This window comes from Cobetia sp. PS-4MA (assembly GCF_057670765.1).
This window is the reverse complement of record NZ_CM173107.1, coordinates 233,676-248,684: the sequence shown is the minus strand read 5'-3', so window position 1 is coordinate 248,684 and position 15,009 is coordinate 233,676. Positions and strand designations below refer to the sequence as shown.

The window sequence follows — 15,009 nt, the reverse complement described above, 5'->3', positions numbered from 1 at the left end:
CTATCAGGATAATGAAGCTCCACTTCCCATTATTGCGAGCCATCCCCGATGCCACAGCGTCATTTCGTCACCACTACTCTGCCCCGCGCGCTCAAGCCTGCCCTGCTCGCCCTGAGCCTGGCGGCACCGTTCGTGGCGGGCCAGGCCTCGGCACTGGAATACCCGATCGGCACTCCGGTCAAGGAAGGCGGCATGGAAATCGCGGCCGTCTATCTGCAGCCAGTGGTGATGGCCCCGGCAGGCAAGCTGCCGGCCAATCAGGCCGACATCCATCTGGAAGCCGATATCCACGCACTGATGGAAAACGACAATGGCTTCGCGCCGGGCGACTGGATTCCCTATCTGGGCATTCACTACACCCTGACCAAGCAGGGCAGTGATACCCCGATCGAAGGCGATCTGGTGCCGATGATCGCCAACGACGGCACCCACTATGGCAAGAACGTCAAGCTGGATGGCCCGGGCAAGTACCACCTGACCTTCGACATCCAGCACCCGGACATGCCGCGTCACATCGACAAGGAAACCGGTGTCGCCGAGTGGCCGGACACCATCACCACCGATTACGACTTCGTGTATGCCGGTGTCGGCAAGAAAGGCGGCTACTGAGCACCAGCCTCTGCACGTGGCGGACATGCCGGCGCCATCTCGTATCCGCCGGCATGTCCGCCCGCTGTCTCCAATGGCCGCCTGTGCTGAAAAGCGCTCGCGGCCATTGGTCGCTCTGCCGGCAACCCTCCATCCCTGGCACCTGGCGCCCGCGAGTGCCACGTCCGAATGACTCTCCCTCGTGCCTCTGCCGAGTGCCTACCCCACTATCCCGGAGCCCATCATGCGCCTTCCTCGTCGTCGCTCTGCCCGGCAGTCCGTCGCTGCGCTGCTGCCGACCCTCGCTCTGCTGCTGGCGGTACTGCTGCCGCGCGTGACGCTGGCCAGCGACATGCCGTCCTATGACCTGACGCTCACCAACGGCAAGCTCAGTCCCGAGGTGCTCAAGGTCAAGGCCGGCGAGAAATTCGTCATCCAGCTGCACAACGCGGGCAACACGCCCGCCGAATTCGAGAGCAATTCGCTGCGCAAGGAGAAGGTGCTGGCCCCGGGCGTGAAATCCTTCGTGGTGATCCACCCCTTGCGTGCCGGCAGCTACGACTACTTCGATGACTTCCACCTGCCGGATGCCCGCGGCAAGGTCGTCGCAGAAGACTGAGGCACAGGCACATGTCCGCCGTCACTCGTCTCGTCCCCTGCCGCGCCTGCCACCTCTTCCCTGTCAGGGCACGAACGGCATTGCCGATTCCTCACCCTGCCCGCTGTCCCCGAGAGTCCCGCCATGTTTGATCAGGTTCTGTTTATCGTCTGGCGCGAAAGCGTCGAAGCCATTCTCGTCATCGGCATCATGCATGCCTGGCTGGTGCAGTCGGGCACGCGCGCCGGGCTGCGCTACCTGTGGGGTGGGGTCGTTGCCGGTCTGGTGCTGGCCGGGCTGATGGGCGCGGCCCTGATGGGCGCCAACACCTGGCTGACCGGCACCGCCCAGGAAGTCTTCCAGGCGGCGCTGGTACTGATCGCCTGCCTGCTGATCACCCAGATGGTGCTCTGGATGCGGACCAAGGGCCGGACTCTCAAGGCAGAACTCGAGAGCGGCCTGGCCGAGGCCGTCTCCTCCGGCAGCTACTGGGGGGTCGCGGTACTGGTCGCCATCGCCGTGGCACGTGAAGGTGCGGAAACCGTCGTCTTCCTCTACGGCATGGGCGCCGCCAGCCTGCAGTCCGGTGGCATCGGCAGCTTCTCTCTCGCGGCCTTCATCGGTTTCGCGCTGGCAGTGGCGACCTTCATGGCCCTGCAGCTGGGTTCGCGCCTGTTCTCCTGGAAGCTGTTCTTCCGCGTCACGGAAGTCCTGCTGCTGCTGCTGGCCGCGTCATTGTTGATGTCAGGGCTTGAGCAGCTCATCGGCCTGGGCTATCTGCCGGCCGGTCTCGACCCGCTGTGGGATTCCAGCTGGCTGCTCGATGATGGCAGCGGTCTCGGTGGCCTGCTGGCGACCTTCGCCGGCTATCGCGCCTGGCCCGCCACCACCATGGTGCTGGGCTATGCCCTCTACTGGGTCATCGTCATCACTCTGATGAAGCGCCAGCGCAAGGTGGAGCGCAAGGATCAGCGCAAGCAGCTCACCGCCCGCGCGCGCAGCTGATGCCCGTCCCGCGCACTGCCCAGTGAGAGAAGAGGAAGCGTTCATGGCCCATTGCAGTACACACTCCGCACGCCCCGACGCACGGGCGGACATCATCGCCAGTGACGCCGGAGCCGGCGCCTCCCGAGCCACGCGTATCGCGCGTTTCGGCCAGGCGATGCAACAGCGGCGCGGCCTGATCCAGCTGATCCAGTGGCTGGTGGTGGGCATCTACGCCTTCCTGCTGGTGGTGCCGGCATTGCTGCCGCTGCCCGACTATCAGGCGCACATCCTCACCAATCTGACGGTGTTCGCCGAATTCGTGTTCTGGGGGCTGTGGTGGCCCTTCGTGCTGATCAGCATGGTGCTGATGGGCCGGGTGTGGTGCGGGGTCTTCTGCCCCGAGGGCACCCTGACGGAGGCCGCCAGCCGCATCGGGCTCGGCCGGCCGATTCCGGGCTGGATGCGCTGGGGAGGCTGGCCCTTCGTGGCCTTCCTGGGCACCACGCTCTACGGTCAGCTGGCCAGCGTCTATCAGTACCCGCTGGGCGCGCTGGTGGTACTGGGCGGCTCGACGGTGGCGGCGATCGTGGTCGGGCTGATCTACGGCAAGGGCACACGTGTCTGGTGCCGTCAGCTATGCCCGGTGAATGGCGTCTTCAATCTGCTGGCGCGCCTCTCGCCGACCCACTTCCGTACCGACCAGGCGCGCTGGAACGCCCACAACCGCGCCGTGCGCCAGGGCAAGGCCGTGCGTACGCATGCGCCTGACTGCGCGCCATTGATTCCGCTCAAGCAGCTCGACAGTGCCGGTGACTGCCATGTCTGCGGACGCTGCAGTGGCTACAAGGACGCGATGCAGCTGGAATGGCGGTCGCCGGGCGTGGAGCTGGTCGAGCCGCCGCAGCCGGTGCGTTTCACCCACTACTCGGTGCTGGTGTTCGGCTTGCTCGGCATCGCCATCGGCGCCTTCAGCTGGAGCGCCAGCCCGTGGTTCGTCGCGCTCAAGCAGCAGCTGGCCGTCTGGCTGATCGAGCATGACCTGATGTGGCCGCTGACCACCACCCTGCCCACCTGGATCCTGACCAACTACCCCGAGCACAACGATGTCTTCAATCTGCTCGATGGCAGTCTGATCACGCTGTGGATCGTGGTGGGCGGCGGTCTGCTGGGCGCACTCACCAGCCTGCCGCTCTTGCTTGGCAACTGGCTGATGGGGGGCAAGGCGACGCTGTCACGCCTGTGGCATCTCTCGCTGAGCCTGATTCCGCTGGGCGGGCTCGGCGTGTTCCTCGGCCTCTCCGCCACCACCATGACGCTGCTGCGCGGTGACGGCATCAACCTCACCTGGGCCAATGATCTTCGTGCCGTGCTGCTGGCACTGGCCTGCCTGTGGGGCCTGCGACTGGCCTGGCGCATTACTGGCGAGCAGTACAACGGCGAGCAACACAATGGCGAGCAGCGCAACAGCGAGCAGCGCAACGGTGGACGGCTCGCCGGCAACGCCGCACGACTGGTCGGCACGACAAGCGTCGCACTGGCCTGCCTGCCCGCGCTGGGGGTCTGGTACCTGATGTTCTGGGGCTGGTGAGACGCTGTCACCCGAAGGCTGAAACGACAAGACCCGCCATCAAGGCGGGTCTTTTTGTTGACCGGGGCGGCGGTGACGCCACGGGACGCCACGCTAGTGAGCGCCGCCTTCGTCACTGCCCTCGCTCTCCGGGCGACGGAAGGCGATCACCACGACACTGCCCACCACATAGACCGCGCCCAGCCACAGGAAGATATTGTCGAAGGCCAGCACCTCGGCCTGAAGACTGATGCGCTGCGCGATCATCGCGACGCCCGCCTGCCAGGGGTCGGTCAGGCCAGAGAAGGTCACCTGATAGCTGGCCAGCTGGTCGATCACCACCTGGCGGCTCTGGTCGATGGAGCCGATCAGCTGGTTCCAGTGGTAGTCCTCCCGCCAGTCGCGCACGGTATCGATCAGCGCCAGACCCACCGCCCCGCCCAGGTTGCGCATCACGTTGAACAGGCCACTGCCGTTGCCCAGTTCGTGGGGTGCCAGTCGTCCCATCGCCAGGCGTGACACCGACAGCAGCACCAGAATCTGGCCCACGCCACGGATGACCTGCGGCCAGAAGAACTCGTTGTAGCCCGAGCCCGACGTCAGATGGGCATTCATGCCGGTGCCGACACCGGTCAGCACCAGACCGATGAACATCATCAGGCGCAGATCGATGAGATCGGAGAGCTTGCCCGACAGCGGTGCCATCAGGAACATCGCCACGCCCGCCACGAACATCACCTCGCCGATCTGCAGGCTCGAGAAGCCACGCACGCTGCCGAGGAACAGCGGCACCAGATAGACCAGCCCGTAGAGCACCACGCCCAGCCAGAAGCCGACCAGCGCGCCGAGCGCGAAGTTGCGATTCTTGAACACGCGCAGATCCACGATGGGGTTGTCAGCACTCAGCACGCGCCAGAAGAAGCCCACGCAGCTCAGCGCACAGACGATGGCCCACAGCAGGATGGGGGTGCTGGCGAACCAGTCATCTCCCGGCCCCTCCTCCAGCACGTATTCGAGGCTGCCGAGAAACACCGCCATCAACGACAGTCCCAGCGTGTCCAGACGCTTGAGCAGTCCGCGATCACCGCTGTCGATCTCCAGATTGCGCCACACCAGACTGGCCACGAGGATGCCCGGCAGCAGATTGGCCAGAAACAGCCAGTGCCAGCTGAAATACTCGGTCAGATAGCCACCGACGGTGGGACCGATGGACGGCGCCATGGTCGCCACCAGGCCGATCACCGCCTGAATGGTGCCCATCTTGCGTCGCGGGAAGATCGAGAAGCTCACGGCCTGGGTCAGCGGAATCATCGCCCCGCCCATGAAGCCCTGGACCGCACGCAGCACGATCAGCGCCTCAAGCGAGGTGGACAATGCACAGCCCAGACTCGCCAGCGTGAACCCCAGCGCCGAGACGGTCAGTACCACGCGGGTCGAGAAGATGCGCGCCAGCATGCCCGAGAGCGGAATCATCACGATCTCGGCGATCAGATAGCTGGTCTGGATCCAGGAGACCTGCTCGGGACTGGCCGCCAGGCCCGCCTGGATCTCATTGAGCGAGCTGGCGACGATCTGGATATCCAGGATCGCCATGAACATGCCGAACACCGCCGCGATGAAGCCGATCTGCTGACGGCGCGACGGCATGTCACTGGCAGCCCCTGCCGGGGCTGCGGTTGCCTCGGCCATGCTCACTGCGCTCCGTGTTCGGCGGTGGCCGCGACATCGGAGGCGGCCTGCACGCTATCAGGCGCCATGACTGGCGCGGTGACACTGGCCGCATAGGTGCCGGTCTCCGGCAGCTCACGGGTGTCGATGGACGGCACGACCGACAGCCCCGCCCGCAGGCGTGGCAATGCCGCCTCCGGGCCGGTCAGGCGGATACGCACCGGCACGCGCTGGACGATCTTGTTGAAGTTGCCGGTGGCATTGTCCGTCGGCAGCAGGCTGAACTCGGTGCCGGTCGCCGGTGCGAGGCTGTCCACCACCCCCTCGAACTCGATGTCCGGATAGGCATCCACCTCAAGGTGGACCGGCTGCCCGACTCGCATGCGCTCGGTCTGGGTTTCCTTGTAGTTGGCCACCACGTAGGCGCTTTCCACCGGCACCAGCTGCATCAGGGTCAGCGAGGCGCTGGCCATGGTGCCGACCTCGACACTGCGATTGCCGACCACGCCGTTCTGGGGCGCACGAATCGAGGTCTTCTCCAGCTGGTGGCGCGCGTAGGCGAGATCCGCCGCCGCTGACACCACTTCGGCGCGGGCCGAGTCCAGCTGTGCCTTGTAGACCTCGAGTTGCTGGCGCGCGGAGACCAGCGACGCCTGCTGCTGCGCCACGCTGGCCTCGGCGGTGCGCAGGGTCACCTGATCATCTTCAAGGGACTGCCGCGAGGCATAGCTGCGGCTCTCCAGACTTCTTGAGCGCTTGAGATGCAGCGCGGCCTGATCGCGCTCGGCCTTGGCCGAAGCCAGGGCCGCCTTGGCCTCATCGATCTTCGCGCTCTGCAGATCCAGCTGACGCTCGGCCTGGACTTCCCCGGTGCGCGCCTTGTCGAGTGCGGCGCTCGCCTGATCCAGGTTGGCCCTGGCATCCCCATCGTCCAGCTGAACCAGCAACTGCCCTTTCTTCACCGGCTGGTTGTCATGCACCAGCATGCGCGTCACACGCGCGGTGACCTCGGAACGCACCGGCACGCTGTCGGTCCGCACATAGGCATTGTCGGTCTCCTGCATGAAGCGCCCGACCTGCCACCACTCGACTCCCATCACGCCACCCACGATCACGCCCGCCACCACGAGGAGCGCCACTGCGCCCTTGCCTGCCTTGTTCATACGGCGACTCTCTGTTGCTGCCTGTCAGTGACAGGCAGGGAAACCGTCTGACGGTGGCCGGCCTCGATGACGCAACGCCTGCGCTCGGGACTGCCATCTTGCACCGCCACTAAGTGTAATGAATACTACACTTCATTGAGCCACCCCCGACAGCGTCAACCGACAGCGTGCCTCGTTCGCAATATCGCAACCCTGACGGCGTCAGTCGGCCCCTTTCACCAGAGGACACAGACATGACGGACTCCCCTTCCTCGCAGAGTGCTCCGGACACCGCCACATCCCGCACCTCGCCGCGCGGGGAAGCCCGCCGCAGACGCCAGCGGGAAGTCGCCAGAGAACACTTCCTGCAAAATGGCTACGCCGCGACCAGCATCAACGAGATCGCACGGGAGGCCGGCGGATCACTGACGACGCTTTATCGGAATTTCGGCAACAAGGAGGGGCTGTTCCTCGCCGTGATGCAGCAGGAAGCACAGTCGGTATGGTCGGTGATGGATCACGAGGTCAATGAGGCACGTCGCGTCGACGAGGCCCTGGAACACTTCGGGATGGCGATGCTGACACTGGCCCTCGAACCACAGCTGATCCGGCTGTTTCGTGGCCTCGCCTTCGAGAGCGGCCGCAACCCGCAGCTCGGCAAGCTCTTCCTCGACAATGGCCCCAAGCTGACGCGCCAGCGGCTGGCAGGCTACCTGTCACGTCAGGTGGCGGAGGGCCACTTGCCAGGCTCCGGCCTCGGGCAGGAACCGCTGGCCGCCGCCAACCTGCTGACCGGCATGCTGCTCAACCCGCTGCATGTCGATGCCCTGCTGGGCAGCTTCCCCGAACCGGCCGACCCGGAAAGCCTGCGACCACACGTCAGGCGCTGCGTGCGCGTCTTCATCGCGGGTTTCGGGGCCTGAACGCTGGGCCCCTGACAGCAAGACGCCGAGTCGACTGACTCGGCGTCTTCGTATGCAGGAGAAGTGGAGCGCGGGAAGCGATCAATGGCCGTCATCGCGGTAGGGAGGCTACGTCAGTCTTGCAGGCTGGCGTTCACGGCAGCGACGGCATCTTCGCCATCGCGGGTCGTCACGCCGGCAAGAAACTCCGCCAGACGCTCCGGGTGGGCGACGAGCCAGTCGTGCGCCACCTCATCGAGGTCACGCTCCTTCAGGCTGTAGTCGAGGATGAAGGCGCTCTGCTCATCGGAGCTGAAGACCAGCTGATCGAGAAAGCGCGTCAGGTTGGGATTGGCCTCGGCGTAGGCGGTCCGCACGACGGTCTTGACGTCACTGGCGCCGTTGTCAGGGCCGAAGACCGATTCCGGGTCTTCCAGGATATGGGTGTCGAATTCCGGCACCATCCAGTGCGGCGTCCAGCCGTAGAAGGCGATCCAGCGTTGCTCGCGCTCGGCGGCGCGCACTTCACTGAGCATCCCCGGCGTCGAGGATTCCATCGCATCCCAGTCACCCAGCCCATAGACATCGTCGTCGATGGCGCCGTTGAGCATGTCGCTGATGGTGGAGCCGCTTTCGATGGAGTAGATGGTCTCATCGAATTCATCGGCGTGGGCGGCCAGATCCGCCGCGCTGTGGATACCCGCGTCATAGACATAGCCCGGCACCGCGAAGCCCATCCGGGCACCGGTGACGTTGTTGCCGAGATCCGTGATAGCGCCGGCCGCCATGGCCGCGTCGTAGCTGTCCTTCTGGGCCGGCAGCCAGCCGGCGAGGAAGGCATCACTGTCGCCGGTGGTCAGCGTGTTGTAACCGACGGTGGAGCTGACTTCCTGCTGCTCCACGTCATAGCCCATGGGGGCGAGAATCTGGGCGACGATCTCGCTCTTGACGCTGACACCGGGCCAGGGCGGCACGATGAGCGTCAAGACGTCGTCCGTGTCCTGGGCAGAAGCCGCCAGCGGCGCCGTACTGAGCAGCAGTGCACCGAGCGTGAGAAGTCCGCGGCGGGTGCCGCGCAACGGGGAAGAGGTCAGGCAGATCAGGGGTCGCTTCATCTTGTCGTTCCTTGTCAGCACCGGTCGCGCCGGGCCTTGTTATAGGGAGTGTCAAGCGGGGTCTTGCATGCCTTGCGCGACTGCAGCCGATGGCGCTGCCACCAGTTTCGGCAGGCCGCCAAAGGGCTCACGCCCCATCACGCGCGCAAGCATCGGGAGGAAATGCGCAAGCGGCAGGGTGTCGTATTCGGGGTCGAAGCTGGTCTGGTCCCACTCGTCACAGAAGCGCACGGTGCGCTCATAGGCAGGGTGGTGGGCGTAGGCATCACGTGCATGGCGGTCCTGGCCGAAGAATTCCCGGTAGTGATAGCCCTGGAACAGCTCGTGATGGCGAATCATCCAGACATTGAGCGGATCGATGAACGGTTCGAGGATACCCGCGGCGATCTCGGCATGATTGGCCGGTGCGAGATCATCGCCGATGTCGTGCAACAGCGCGCAGACCACCATCTCCTCATCGGCGCCGGCACGCAAGGCGCGGGTCGCCGTCTGCAGGCAGTGCTCGTAGCGATCCACCGGATAGCCATGGTGATCTCCCTGGAGGCAGCCCAGGTGGGCGATCACGCGCCGACAGGCATCGGACTGATACTCCCGGAAGTGCGCATCGATCAGCGCCCATTCGGCATGCGTGCTTTCCGCGAAGCTGCGAAAGCGCGCCTGGGTCATCGGGACGGTATCTTGCTGACTCATGCGGTGGCCTCCTCCCGGTTGTCCGGCTGACCGCTGAGCTGATCGGCAAGCTGGTCGGCCAGCAGCAGGCGGCGGCTGGCCGTGGAGTCGCGATCCACATAGCCCTGACGCATATGGCGGATGCCGCCTTCCAGCTGGAAGGCACTGCGACCATGGAACAGCCGGTAGTTGTCCATGATCAGCATCTGGCCCGGCGCCAGCTTGAGGTGCAGCGTGAAGTCGTCACCGGCAATCAGGCGGTAGAACGCCTGACGGGCCGCGTAGTAACGGCGCAGGGTCGCGCTCGGCAACGCCGGCACCCGCTCGGTACGATTGGAGAAGCGCACACGGGCGACCTGCCCCCGACTGTCCAGCTCGATCAACGGGCCTTCGCTCTCCAGCCGCGTGGTGGCATCGTGATAGCGGAATCCGGGGCTGACCTCGGTTAAGCAGGCAAAGGCCTCGGGGTCTTCACGGCGCAGGTGCTCTGCCGCGCTGTAGCCATCCACCAGCATGCTGTCGCCGCCCTGGGCCGCGTTGCGCAGGCAGTGCAGCCAGATATAGCCCGGAATCGGGTCGCGGTAGGGATTGTCGGTATGCGGCTCCAGCCCGCGCTGGGTCATGGTGAGGTCGTAGGCGTTGGCGACGGATTTCACGTCGGCGATGCCGCCCCAGTTGGTGCGTCGCAGCGGCCCGATGCGATGGATCAGGCTCTGCATGCCATCTTCGTGATCCGGCACGCCACTGACCCGCACGAAGCCGAAGCGCTGCAACTGCTCGAGCATGTCCAGCAAGGCCGCGTCATCGTCCAGTGCTGCCGCGAAGTCAGCCTCGGGCAGCTGGGCGAGATCCCCCTTCCAGAACGTCATGCCCTGGTAGGCCTGTGGCGCGCGACACTCCGCCAGCAGGGCCGACGACGAGACACTCACCGCGTGGCCGTCGCTGAAGGCCAGCGACAGCGTATCGCCGTCGAGCTGCGCCTCGCTCAGGCGCAGATCCAGCGGCAGATCCGCCGCCTCGATCAGGCGCTGACCGGTCAGGGAATCGAGAGTCGCGTCATCAGGACTCCGCTCGCGCAGCCAGAGCGCCTCGAGGGTCAGATCACCCTCGGGGTGGCTCAGCTGCAGTTGTCGTCCGGAGTCTGTCAGGCAGACGGAAAGGGGGGCGCTGGGCACTCGATGTTCTCCACGGCTGGGGAGCGGCACGCTTGTTTTCCCTGGCAGGTGCCTGCTCTCGGGGGCGGGTCCGAATGGAATCTCTTCTACCTTAAGCCCCTACCGTCGAAGTGGTTTGAGGAAATTGGACATAGATTTGATGAAATTGGCCATATGTCGGACCAGCGAACGCGGCGCATCTGCGGAAACGAATCGGCAAGGCTTGGGAAGGAATGGCAGGCAGGCCCGGCAGCCATCGTGCGCCGGGGGTACGACAAGAGAACGAGGGCCGGGAGCCCCCATTCGACATCAGTCGGTCAGGTGCAGGACCTGACCGTTGAGCGCGCGACCGGCACCACCGGCCAGGAAGCGCGCGCACTCCGCCACGGCGTCCGGTCGGCTGCCCTCGGGACACAGCAGATTGGCACGCACCCTGTCGGGGGCACGCAGCGCGAGGCGCTGGATCAACTCACCCAGCGCCGCCTGCGCCATGGCAGTGCCATGATGCTCCTGCGAGGGCAGCGGCGAGGACAGCGGCGGCGCGACGGCCAGCAGGCGTCCACCGTGGCGCAACATGCGTGCACAGGCCGCCTTGAGCAAGGCGCCGGGCCCGGCGACCTGCGCGACCAGACACGCCTCCAGCGACTGCCCTACCACGGCCTGCGGCGGCATGCAGACCAGCACGTCAAGACGGCCGAGACGCGCCACCAGTACCTCAAAACAGCCCTCGCCCACCACCTGACCGAAGCGATCCGACTGCTCGCCGCCCAGCGCGTCCAGCACGCGCTCGAGATCCGTCTGCGCGGTGCTCATCAGGGCGATGATGGCACCATCTTCCAGGAAGGTGCGCGCCATGGCTTCCAGCCATTCCCCCTGCCCCGCAATCAATACCCTGCGTCGTGGCAGCATCTCGTTCTCCCTGATGGATCGCTCTGCCGATCACGGCGGATCTGTGGCACATCACCTCCCTGTGATGCCCCTCGCCCTGCTGACTACCTTCCCCGGCGTGGCGGTGGCACGGCGCCGATGTCACGCCCGCACTCTGCCCGCCCCCTGCCCGCCCCCTGCCCGCACTCAGGGCATCAGCCCCGGCAACCACAGCACCAGCGCGGGGAACAGCATGCACAGGATCAACCCCGCCAGCTGCAGGCCAACGAAGGGCAGAATCGAGCGATAGATGGTGCCGATGGAGACCTGCCCGGCGGTGATGCCCTTGAGATAGAACAATGCGTAGCCGAAGGGGGGCGTCAGGAAACTCGTCTGCAGATTGATGGCGACCAGAATCGCGAACCATACCAGCAGCCCCTGGCCGGAAAGCCCGAGCCCGAAGTCCAGCGCCTCGACCACCGGCGCCACCAGCGGCAGCACCACGAAGCTGATCTCGATCCACTCCAGGAAGAAGCCGAGCACGAAGATCAGGCCCATCAGCAGCAACAGCAGGCCGTAGGGACCCAGGCCGGTGCCGGTGATGACATCCTCGATCAGATAGTCGCCGCCCAGGCGCTTGAAGACCACCGAGAAGCAGGTCGCGCCGATGACGACGAACAGGATCATCGCGCTGGTTCGCGAGGTATCGCGCAGCGTGTTGCGCAGGGTGTCGAAGGACAGCCCGCCCATCACCAGCGCCAGCAGCAGACTGCCGCCCGCGCCGATGGCCGCAGCCTCGGTGGGCGTAGCGATACCGGTCATGATCGAGCCCAGCACCGCGACGATCAGCACCATCGGGCCGAGCAGATCCCGCAGCAGCGCCAGCGGCAGCGGTGTCTTGTCGGTGCCGAGCAGCGACTGGTCCGGCAGCGGAGCCCAGTCCGGACGCAGCTTGGCGGTGATCAGCAGATAGGCCACGTAGAGCGCGCCGAGCATCAGCCCCGGAATCAGCGCCGCCTTGAACAGCGCCCCGACAGATATCTGCAGGATGGAGCCCATCAGCACCAGCATGATCGAGGGCGGAATCAGGATGCCCAGGGTGCCGGAGGCCGCGATCACGCCACAGGCCATCTCGGCCTTGTAGCCCTGCCCCAGCATCACCGGCAGCGCCAGCAGCCCCAGCATGACCACCGAGGCACCGATGATGCCGGTACTGGCGGCCATCACCACGCCCAGCAGCGCCACCGAGACGGCCAGACCGCCATGCACGCGGCCGAACAGGCGCTGCAACGTCATCAGCAGATTGCGCGCCACCCCGGAGCTTTCCAGCATCAGCCCCATGAACACGAACAGCGGAATCGCGATCAGCAGCCAGTTCTCGATCACCCCGCCGAAGATGCGCGAGCCGACGGTGCCGAGAAACGGCAGCGGGATGTCACCGATGAAGGCGAACAGGATACCCAGCCCGCCGAGCAGGAAGGCTACCGGGTAGCCGGAGAAGATACCGATCAGAAGTGCCACCACCATGGTGATGGGCAAGGCGTATTCAGCGAGCATCGTCATGGCTCCCGTCTGCTTGATCCTTGGGTGCCGTCGTGCCGGCCGTCTCGTGTGCAGCGGTGTTCTGCGTCTTGCCTGCCTGAGGTGCAAGGCCGGCAAGACTGGCAATCTCGTGGTCCTTCAGGCGCTCAGGAGTGCGCGCCGGGTCGAACAGGCAGGCCAGATTCTCGAAGATCTGCCCGAGTGCGCCGAGGGCGAGAAACACCAGCCCCGTCGGCAGCATCGCCTTGATCAGATACCGGTCCACCAGCCCGCCATAGTTGGACTTCTCGCCGGACATGTAGGACATGGTGACGAAGTGCTTGGACAGCCAGGCGATCAGCAGGCAGAAGGGAATCAGCATGATGAGGTGGCCGAGGATATCGACCACGGCGCGCCCACGCGGCGAGAGGCGCTGGTAGAACAGATCGACCCGCACATGCGTGTCGCTGTGCAAGGCATAGGTGCCACCGAACAGCGTCAGCAGGCCGAACAGATGCCATTGAAGCTCGGTGACGGAATTGATGGTGATCGCGGTGCCGAACAGCAGCACGTCAGGCGACCCCCAGTTGGCGATTTCATTGATGCCCAGGGCGTTGAGCGTGACGGTGGTGAGCACGGCCAGGATGATCGCCAGACCCAACCAGCTGGTCAGGCGACCCACCCATAGCCCCAGGCCGACCAGCGGTCGGCCCAGGGCGTCACACACCGCCCCGCCCTGTGCCCGCCAGGGCGCAAGGCGGGGGTCGGTCATTGGGCGCTACCCTCCTCAGCGTCACCGGCCTGCTTCATGGCCATCGGCTGCGGCATGGCCTGCAGCTCGTACCATTCGTCGATCAATGCGGCATGCTTCATCAGCGAATCGTAGGCCTTGGCGAAGTCAGGATTGGTCTGCTTCTCTTCTTCCAGCACTTCCCCCCATGCCTTCTGCAGCGCGGTCATCACCGGTTCCGGGAAGCGCTTGACCTCGACACCCTTGGCTTCGAGCTCATGGATCGCACGTACCTGAGCCGGCGGCGCTTCGGCCATCGCCCACTGCAGGGTCGCGCGGCAGGCGGTCTGGAACTGCGCCTTGCGCTGGTCACTGTAGCTGTCCCACACCTGCTGGTTGATCAACAGCGAGAACCAGCTGGCGCTCTGGTGCCAACCCGGGAAGTAGTAGTACTTGGCGACTTCATTGAAGCCCATCGCCTGATCGACCTGCGGCACCGAGAACTCGGTGGCATCGACACGGCCACGCTCCAGCGCGAGGTAGATCTCGCTGCCCGGTACCAGCTGGGTGGAAGCGCCCAGCTTGTTGAGCACCTTGGCGCCGAGGCCCGAGATGCGCATCGACAGGCCCTTGAAGTCATCCGGCGAATTGATTTCCTTGTTGTACCAACCGCCCGTCTCCTGCGGGGAGATGAAGCACGGCAGCACCTTCACGCCGTAGGGGTCATAGGCGGCCTGGATCAGCTCGGTGCCCTCACCGGCCCACATCCATGACATGAAGGCTTCCGGGCTCGGGCCGAACGGCAGCGCACCGTAGAGGTTGGTGATCGGCACCGTGCCGGCCCAGTAGCCCATCCAGTCCCAACCGGCCTGGATCGCGCCGGAAGAGACGGAGTTGAAGACTTCGAAGGCCGGCACCAGATCGCCCGGCTCGTGCACGCGCAGACCGACTTCACCGCCGGTGGCGCTCTTGAGTTCCTCGGACAGACGCACGGCCCCGGCGCCCAGGAAGTTCTTGGTCGAGAAGGTACTGGCGACGTCGAGCTGCTTCGGCCCTTCCGCCTGAGCAGGTGCGGCGGCCATCAAGGTGGTGGTGGCGACGGCCGCCGCGATGGCGGCTCCGAGGCGCAGGCGACGAGTCGGCGTCGTGTGACGCGGCGTGGCGTGATGCAACATGGCACGGCTCCCTGATTTGTTGTTGTACTGGCTGGTCGTACGGCTCGATGCTTTCTGGCGATAAGGCACGCAACAAGCTGACGCTTACGTCAACTTACCCATTGACAACGCAAGCGCCTGACCACGCCACAACAATTCCAATGATTTCAGAGAGCTACGAGAGCCAATCACGCACGAGTAGCCGCACGATGTCCTCGATGCCGCCATCCACGCTCGGCAGCGTCCGGAAAGCCGGACACGCGGGTCGCCAAGGCTGCGACCAAGGTCGCGCGCTGACATGAATTCGGTCTACGACTCCAGTCGAATATGCCGATAGTGGAAGGCAG

At 65.3% G+C, this 15,009-nt stretch carries 14 protein-coding genes; 5 read left to right on the top strand and 9 right to left on the bottom strand.

Features of this window, described 5'->3' with window-relative positions:
- The first annotated feature begins 48 nt into the window (after positions 1-48).
- The 4 genes from AC26AR_RS01155 (at position 49) to AC26AR_RS01140 (ending at position 3,761) form a co-directional block, all read left to right on the top strand.
- Positions 49-609, top strand: coding sequence for an iron transporter (locus tag AC26AR_RS01155; RefSeq protein ID WP_077378625.1), 561 nt, complete (start codon positions 49-51; stop codon positions 607-609).
- 223 nt (positions 610-832) lie between these two features.
- Positions 833-1,207: a cupredoxin domain-containing protein gene (locus AC26AR_RS01150; RefSeq protein WP_077378622.1), complete on the top strand. Its 375-nt coding sequence runs from the start codon at positions 833-835 to the stop codon at positions 1,205-1,207.
- Between the two features lie 123 nt (positions 1,208-1,330).
- Complete coding sequence (locus AC26AR_RS01145; protein ID WP_077378619.1) at positions 1,331-2,191, top strand: FTR1 family iron permease; 861 nt, start codon at positions 1,331-1,333, stop codon at positions 2,189-2,191.
- Positions 2,192-2,234: 43 nt separating this feature from the next.
- The gene (locus AC26AR_RS01140; RefSeq protein WP_279855839.1) at positions 2,235-3,761 is read left to right on the top strand and encodes a 4Fe-4S binding protein; all 1,527 of its coding nucleotides are present in this window, start codon (positions 2,235-2,237) and stop codon (positions 3,759-3,761) included.
- A 93-nt stretch (positions 3,762-3,854) separates the two neighbouring features.
- Here AC26AR_RS01140 and AC26AR_RS01135 read toward each other — a convergent pair whose 3' ends face one another.
- Both AC26AR_RS01135 and AC26AR_RS01130 read right to left on the bottom strand, forming a co-directional pair.
- Entirely contained in the window at positions 3,855-5,429 is a 1,575-nt protein-coding gene (locus tag AC26AR_RS01135; RefSeq protein ID WP_077378613.1) for a DHA2 family efflux MFS transporter permease subunit, read from the bottom strand.
- 2 nt (positions 5,430-5,431) lie between these two features.
- On the bottom strand, positions 5,432-6,571 hold the full coding sequence (locus AC26AR_RS01130) for an HlyD family secretion protein (protein WP_279855836.1): 1,140 nt from the start codon (positions 6,569-6,571) through the stop codon (positions 5,432-5,434).
- A 233-nt stretch (positions 6,572-6,804) separates the two neighbouring features.
- Here AC26AR_RS01130 and AC26AR_RS01125 point away from each other — a divergent pair, with 233 nt between their 5' ends.
- Complete coding sequence (locus tag AC26AR_RS01125; protein ID WP_077378608.1) at positions 6,805-7,473, top strand: TetR/AcrR family transcriptional regulator; 669 nt, start codon at positions 6,805-6,807, stop codon at positions 7,471-7,473.
- A 113-nt stretch (positions 7,474-7,586) separates the two neighbouring features.
- Here AC26AR_RS01125 and AC26AR_RS01120 read toward each other — a convergent pair whose 3' ends face one another.
- From AC26AR_RS01120 to AC26AR_RS01090, 7 genes are all read right to left on the bottom strand, one after another.
- Positions 7,587-8,567 carry an ABC transporter substrate-binding protein gene (locus tag AC26AR_RS01120; RefSeq protein WP_488107412.1) on the bottom strand — a complete coding sequence of 327 codons (981 nt, stop codon included), beginning with the start codon at positions 8,565-8,567 and terminating at the stop codon, positions 7,587-7,589.
- 51 nt (positions 8,568-8,618) lie between these two features.
- Positions 8,619-9,233: an HD domain-containing protein gene (locus tag AC26AR_RS01115; RefSeq protein ID WP_271302433.1), complete on the bottom strand. Its 615-nt coding sequence runs from the start codon at positions 9,231-9,233 to the stop codon at positions 8,619-8,621.
- 20 nt (positions 9,234-9,253) lie between these two features.
- Positions 9,254-10,411 carry a 2-trimethylaminoethylphosphonate dioxygenase gene (tmpA, locus tag AC26AR_RS01110; protein WP_488107411.1) on the bottom strand — a complete coding sequence of 386 codons (1,158 nt, stop codon included), beginning with the start codon at positions 10,409-10,411 and terminating at the stop codon, positions 9,254-9,256.
- A gap of 288 nt (positions 10,412-10,699) precedes the next feature.
- Positions 10,700-11,299: a hypothetical protein gene (locus AC26AR_RS01105; protein WP_341542493.1), complete on the bottom strand. Its 600-nt coding sequence runs from the start codon at positions 11,297-11,299 to the stop codon at positions 10,700-10,702.
- A gap of 165 nt (positions 11,300-11,464) precedes the next feature.
- A complete protein-coding gene (locus AC26AR_RS01100) occupies positions 11,465-12,814 on the bottom strand; it encodes a TRAP transporter large permease (RefSeq protein WP_077378596.1) in 1,350 nt (449 codons plus the stop codon).
- Positions 12,804-13,550 (bottom strand): TRAP transporter small permease subunit, encoded by a 747-nt coding sequence (locus AC26AR_RS01095; RefSeq protein WP_488107410.1) that lies wholly within the window; start codon positions 13,548-13,550, stop codon positions 12,804-12,806. The genes AC26AR_RS01100 and AC26AR_RS01095 overlap by 11 nt, the downstream gene beginning before the upstream one ends.
- Complete coding sequence (locus tag AC26AR_RS01090; RefSeq protein ID WP_077378590.1) at positions 13,547-14,683, bottom strand: TRAP transporter substrate-binding protein; 1,137 nt, start codon at positions 14,681-14,683, stop codon at positions 13,547-13,549. Before AC26AR_RS01090 ends, AC26AR_RS01095 begins: the two co-directional genes overlap by 4 nt.
- Between the last annotated feature and the right edge of the window lie 326 nt (positions 14,684-15,009).

What these genes read in the sequence shown, in the direction of transcription:
- AC26AR_RS01105 (WP_341542493.1), bottom strand. Translation starts at nt 11,299, where the DNA reads ATGCTGCCACGACGCAGGGTATTGATTGCGGGGCAGGGGGAATGGCTG.
- AC26AR_RS01140 (WP_279855839.1), top strand. Translation starts at nt 2,235, where the DNA reads ATGGCCCATTGCAGTACACACTCCGCACGCCCCGACGCACGGGCGGAC.
- AC26AR_RS01135 (WP_077378613.1), bottom strand. Translation starts at nt 5,429, where the DNA reads ATGGCCGAGGCAACCGCAGCCCCGGCAGGGGCTGCCAGTGACATGCCG.
- AC26AR_RS01125 (WP_077378608.1), top strand. Translation starts at nt 6,805, where the DNA reads ATGACGGACTCCCCTTCCTCGCAGAGTGCTCCGGACACCGCCACATCC.
- AC26AR_RS01115 (WP_271302433.1), bottom strand. Translation starts at nt 9,233, where the DNA reads ATGACCCAGGCGCGCTTTCGCAGCTTCGCGGAAAGCACGCATGCCGAA.
- AC26AR_RS01130 (WP_279855836.1), bottom strand. Translation starts at nt 6,571, where the DNA reads ATGAACAAGGCAGGCAAGGGCGCAGTGGCGCTCCTCGTGGTGGCGGGC.
- AC26AR_RS01095 (WP_488107410.1), bottom strand. Translation starts at nt 13,550, where the DNA reads ATGACCGACCCCCGCCTTGCGCCCTGGCGGGCACAGGGCGGGGCGGTG.
- AC26AR_RS01145 (WP_077378619.1), top strand. Translation starts at nt 1,331, where the DNA reads ATGTTTGATCAGGTTCTGTTTATCGTCTGGCGCGAAAGCGTCGAAGCC.
- AC26AR_RS01155 (WP_077378625.1), top strand. Translation starts at nt 49, where the DNA reads ATGCCACAGCGTCATTTCGTCACCACTACTCTGCCCCGCGCGCTCAAG.
- AC26AR_RS01150 (WP_077378622.1), top strand. Translation starts at nt 833, where the DNA reads ATGCGCCTTCCTCGTCGTCGCTCTGCCCGGCAGTCCGTCGCTGCGCTG.
- AC26AR_RS01100 (WP_077378596.1), bottom strand. Translation starts at nt 12,814, where the DNA reads ATGCTCGCTGAATACGCCTTGCCCATCACCATGGTGGTGGCACTTCTG.
- AC26AR_RS01120 (WP_488107412.1), bottom strand. Translation starts at nt 8,567, where the DNA reads ATGAAGCGACCCCTGATCTGCCTGACCTCTTCCCCGTTGCGCGGCACC.
- AC26AR_RS01090 (WP_077378590.1), bottom strand. Translation starts at nt 14,683, where the DNA reads ATGTTGCATCACGCCACGCCGCGTCACACGACGCCGACTCGTCGCCTG.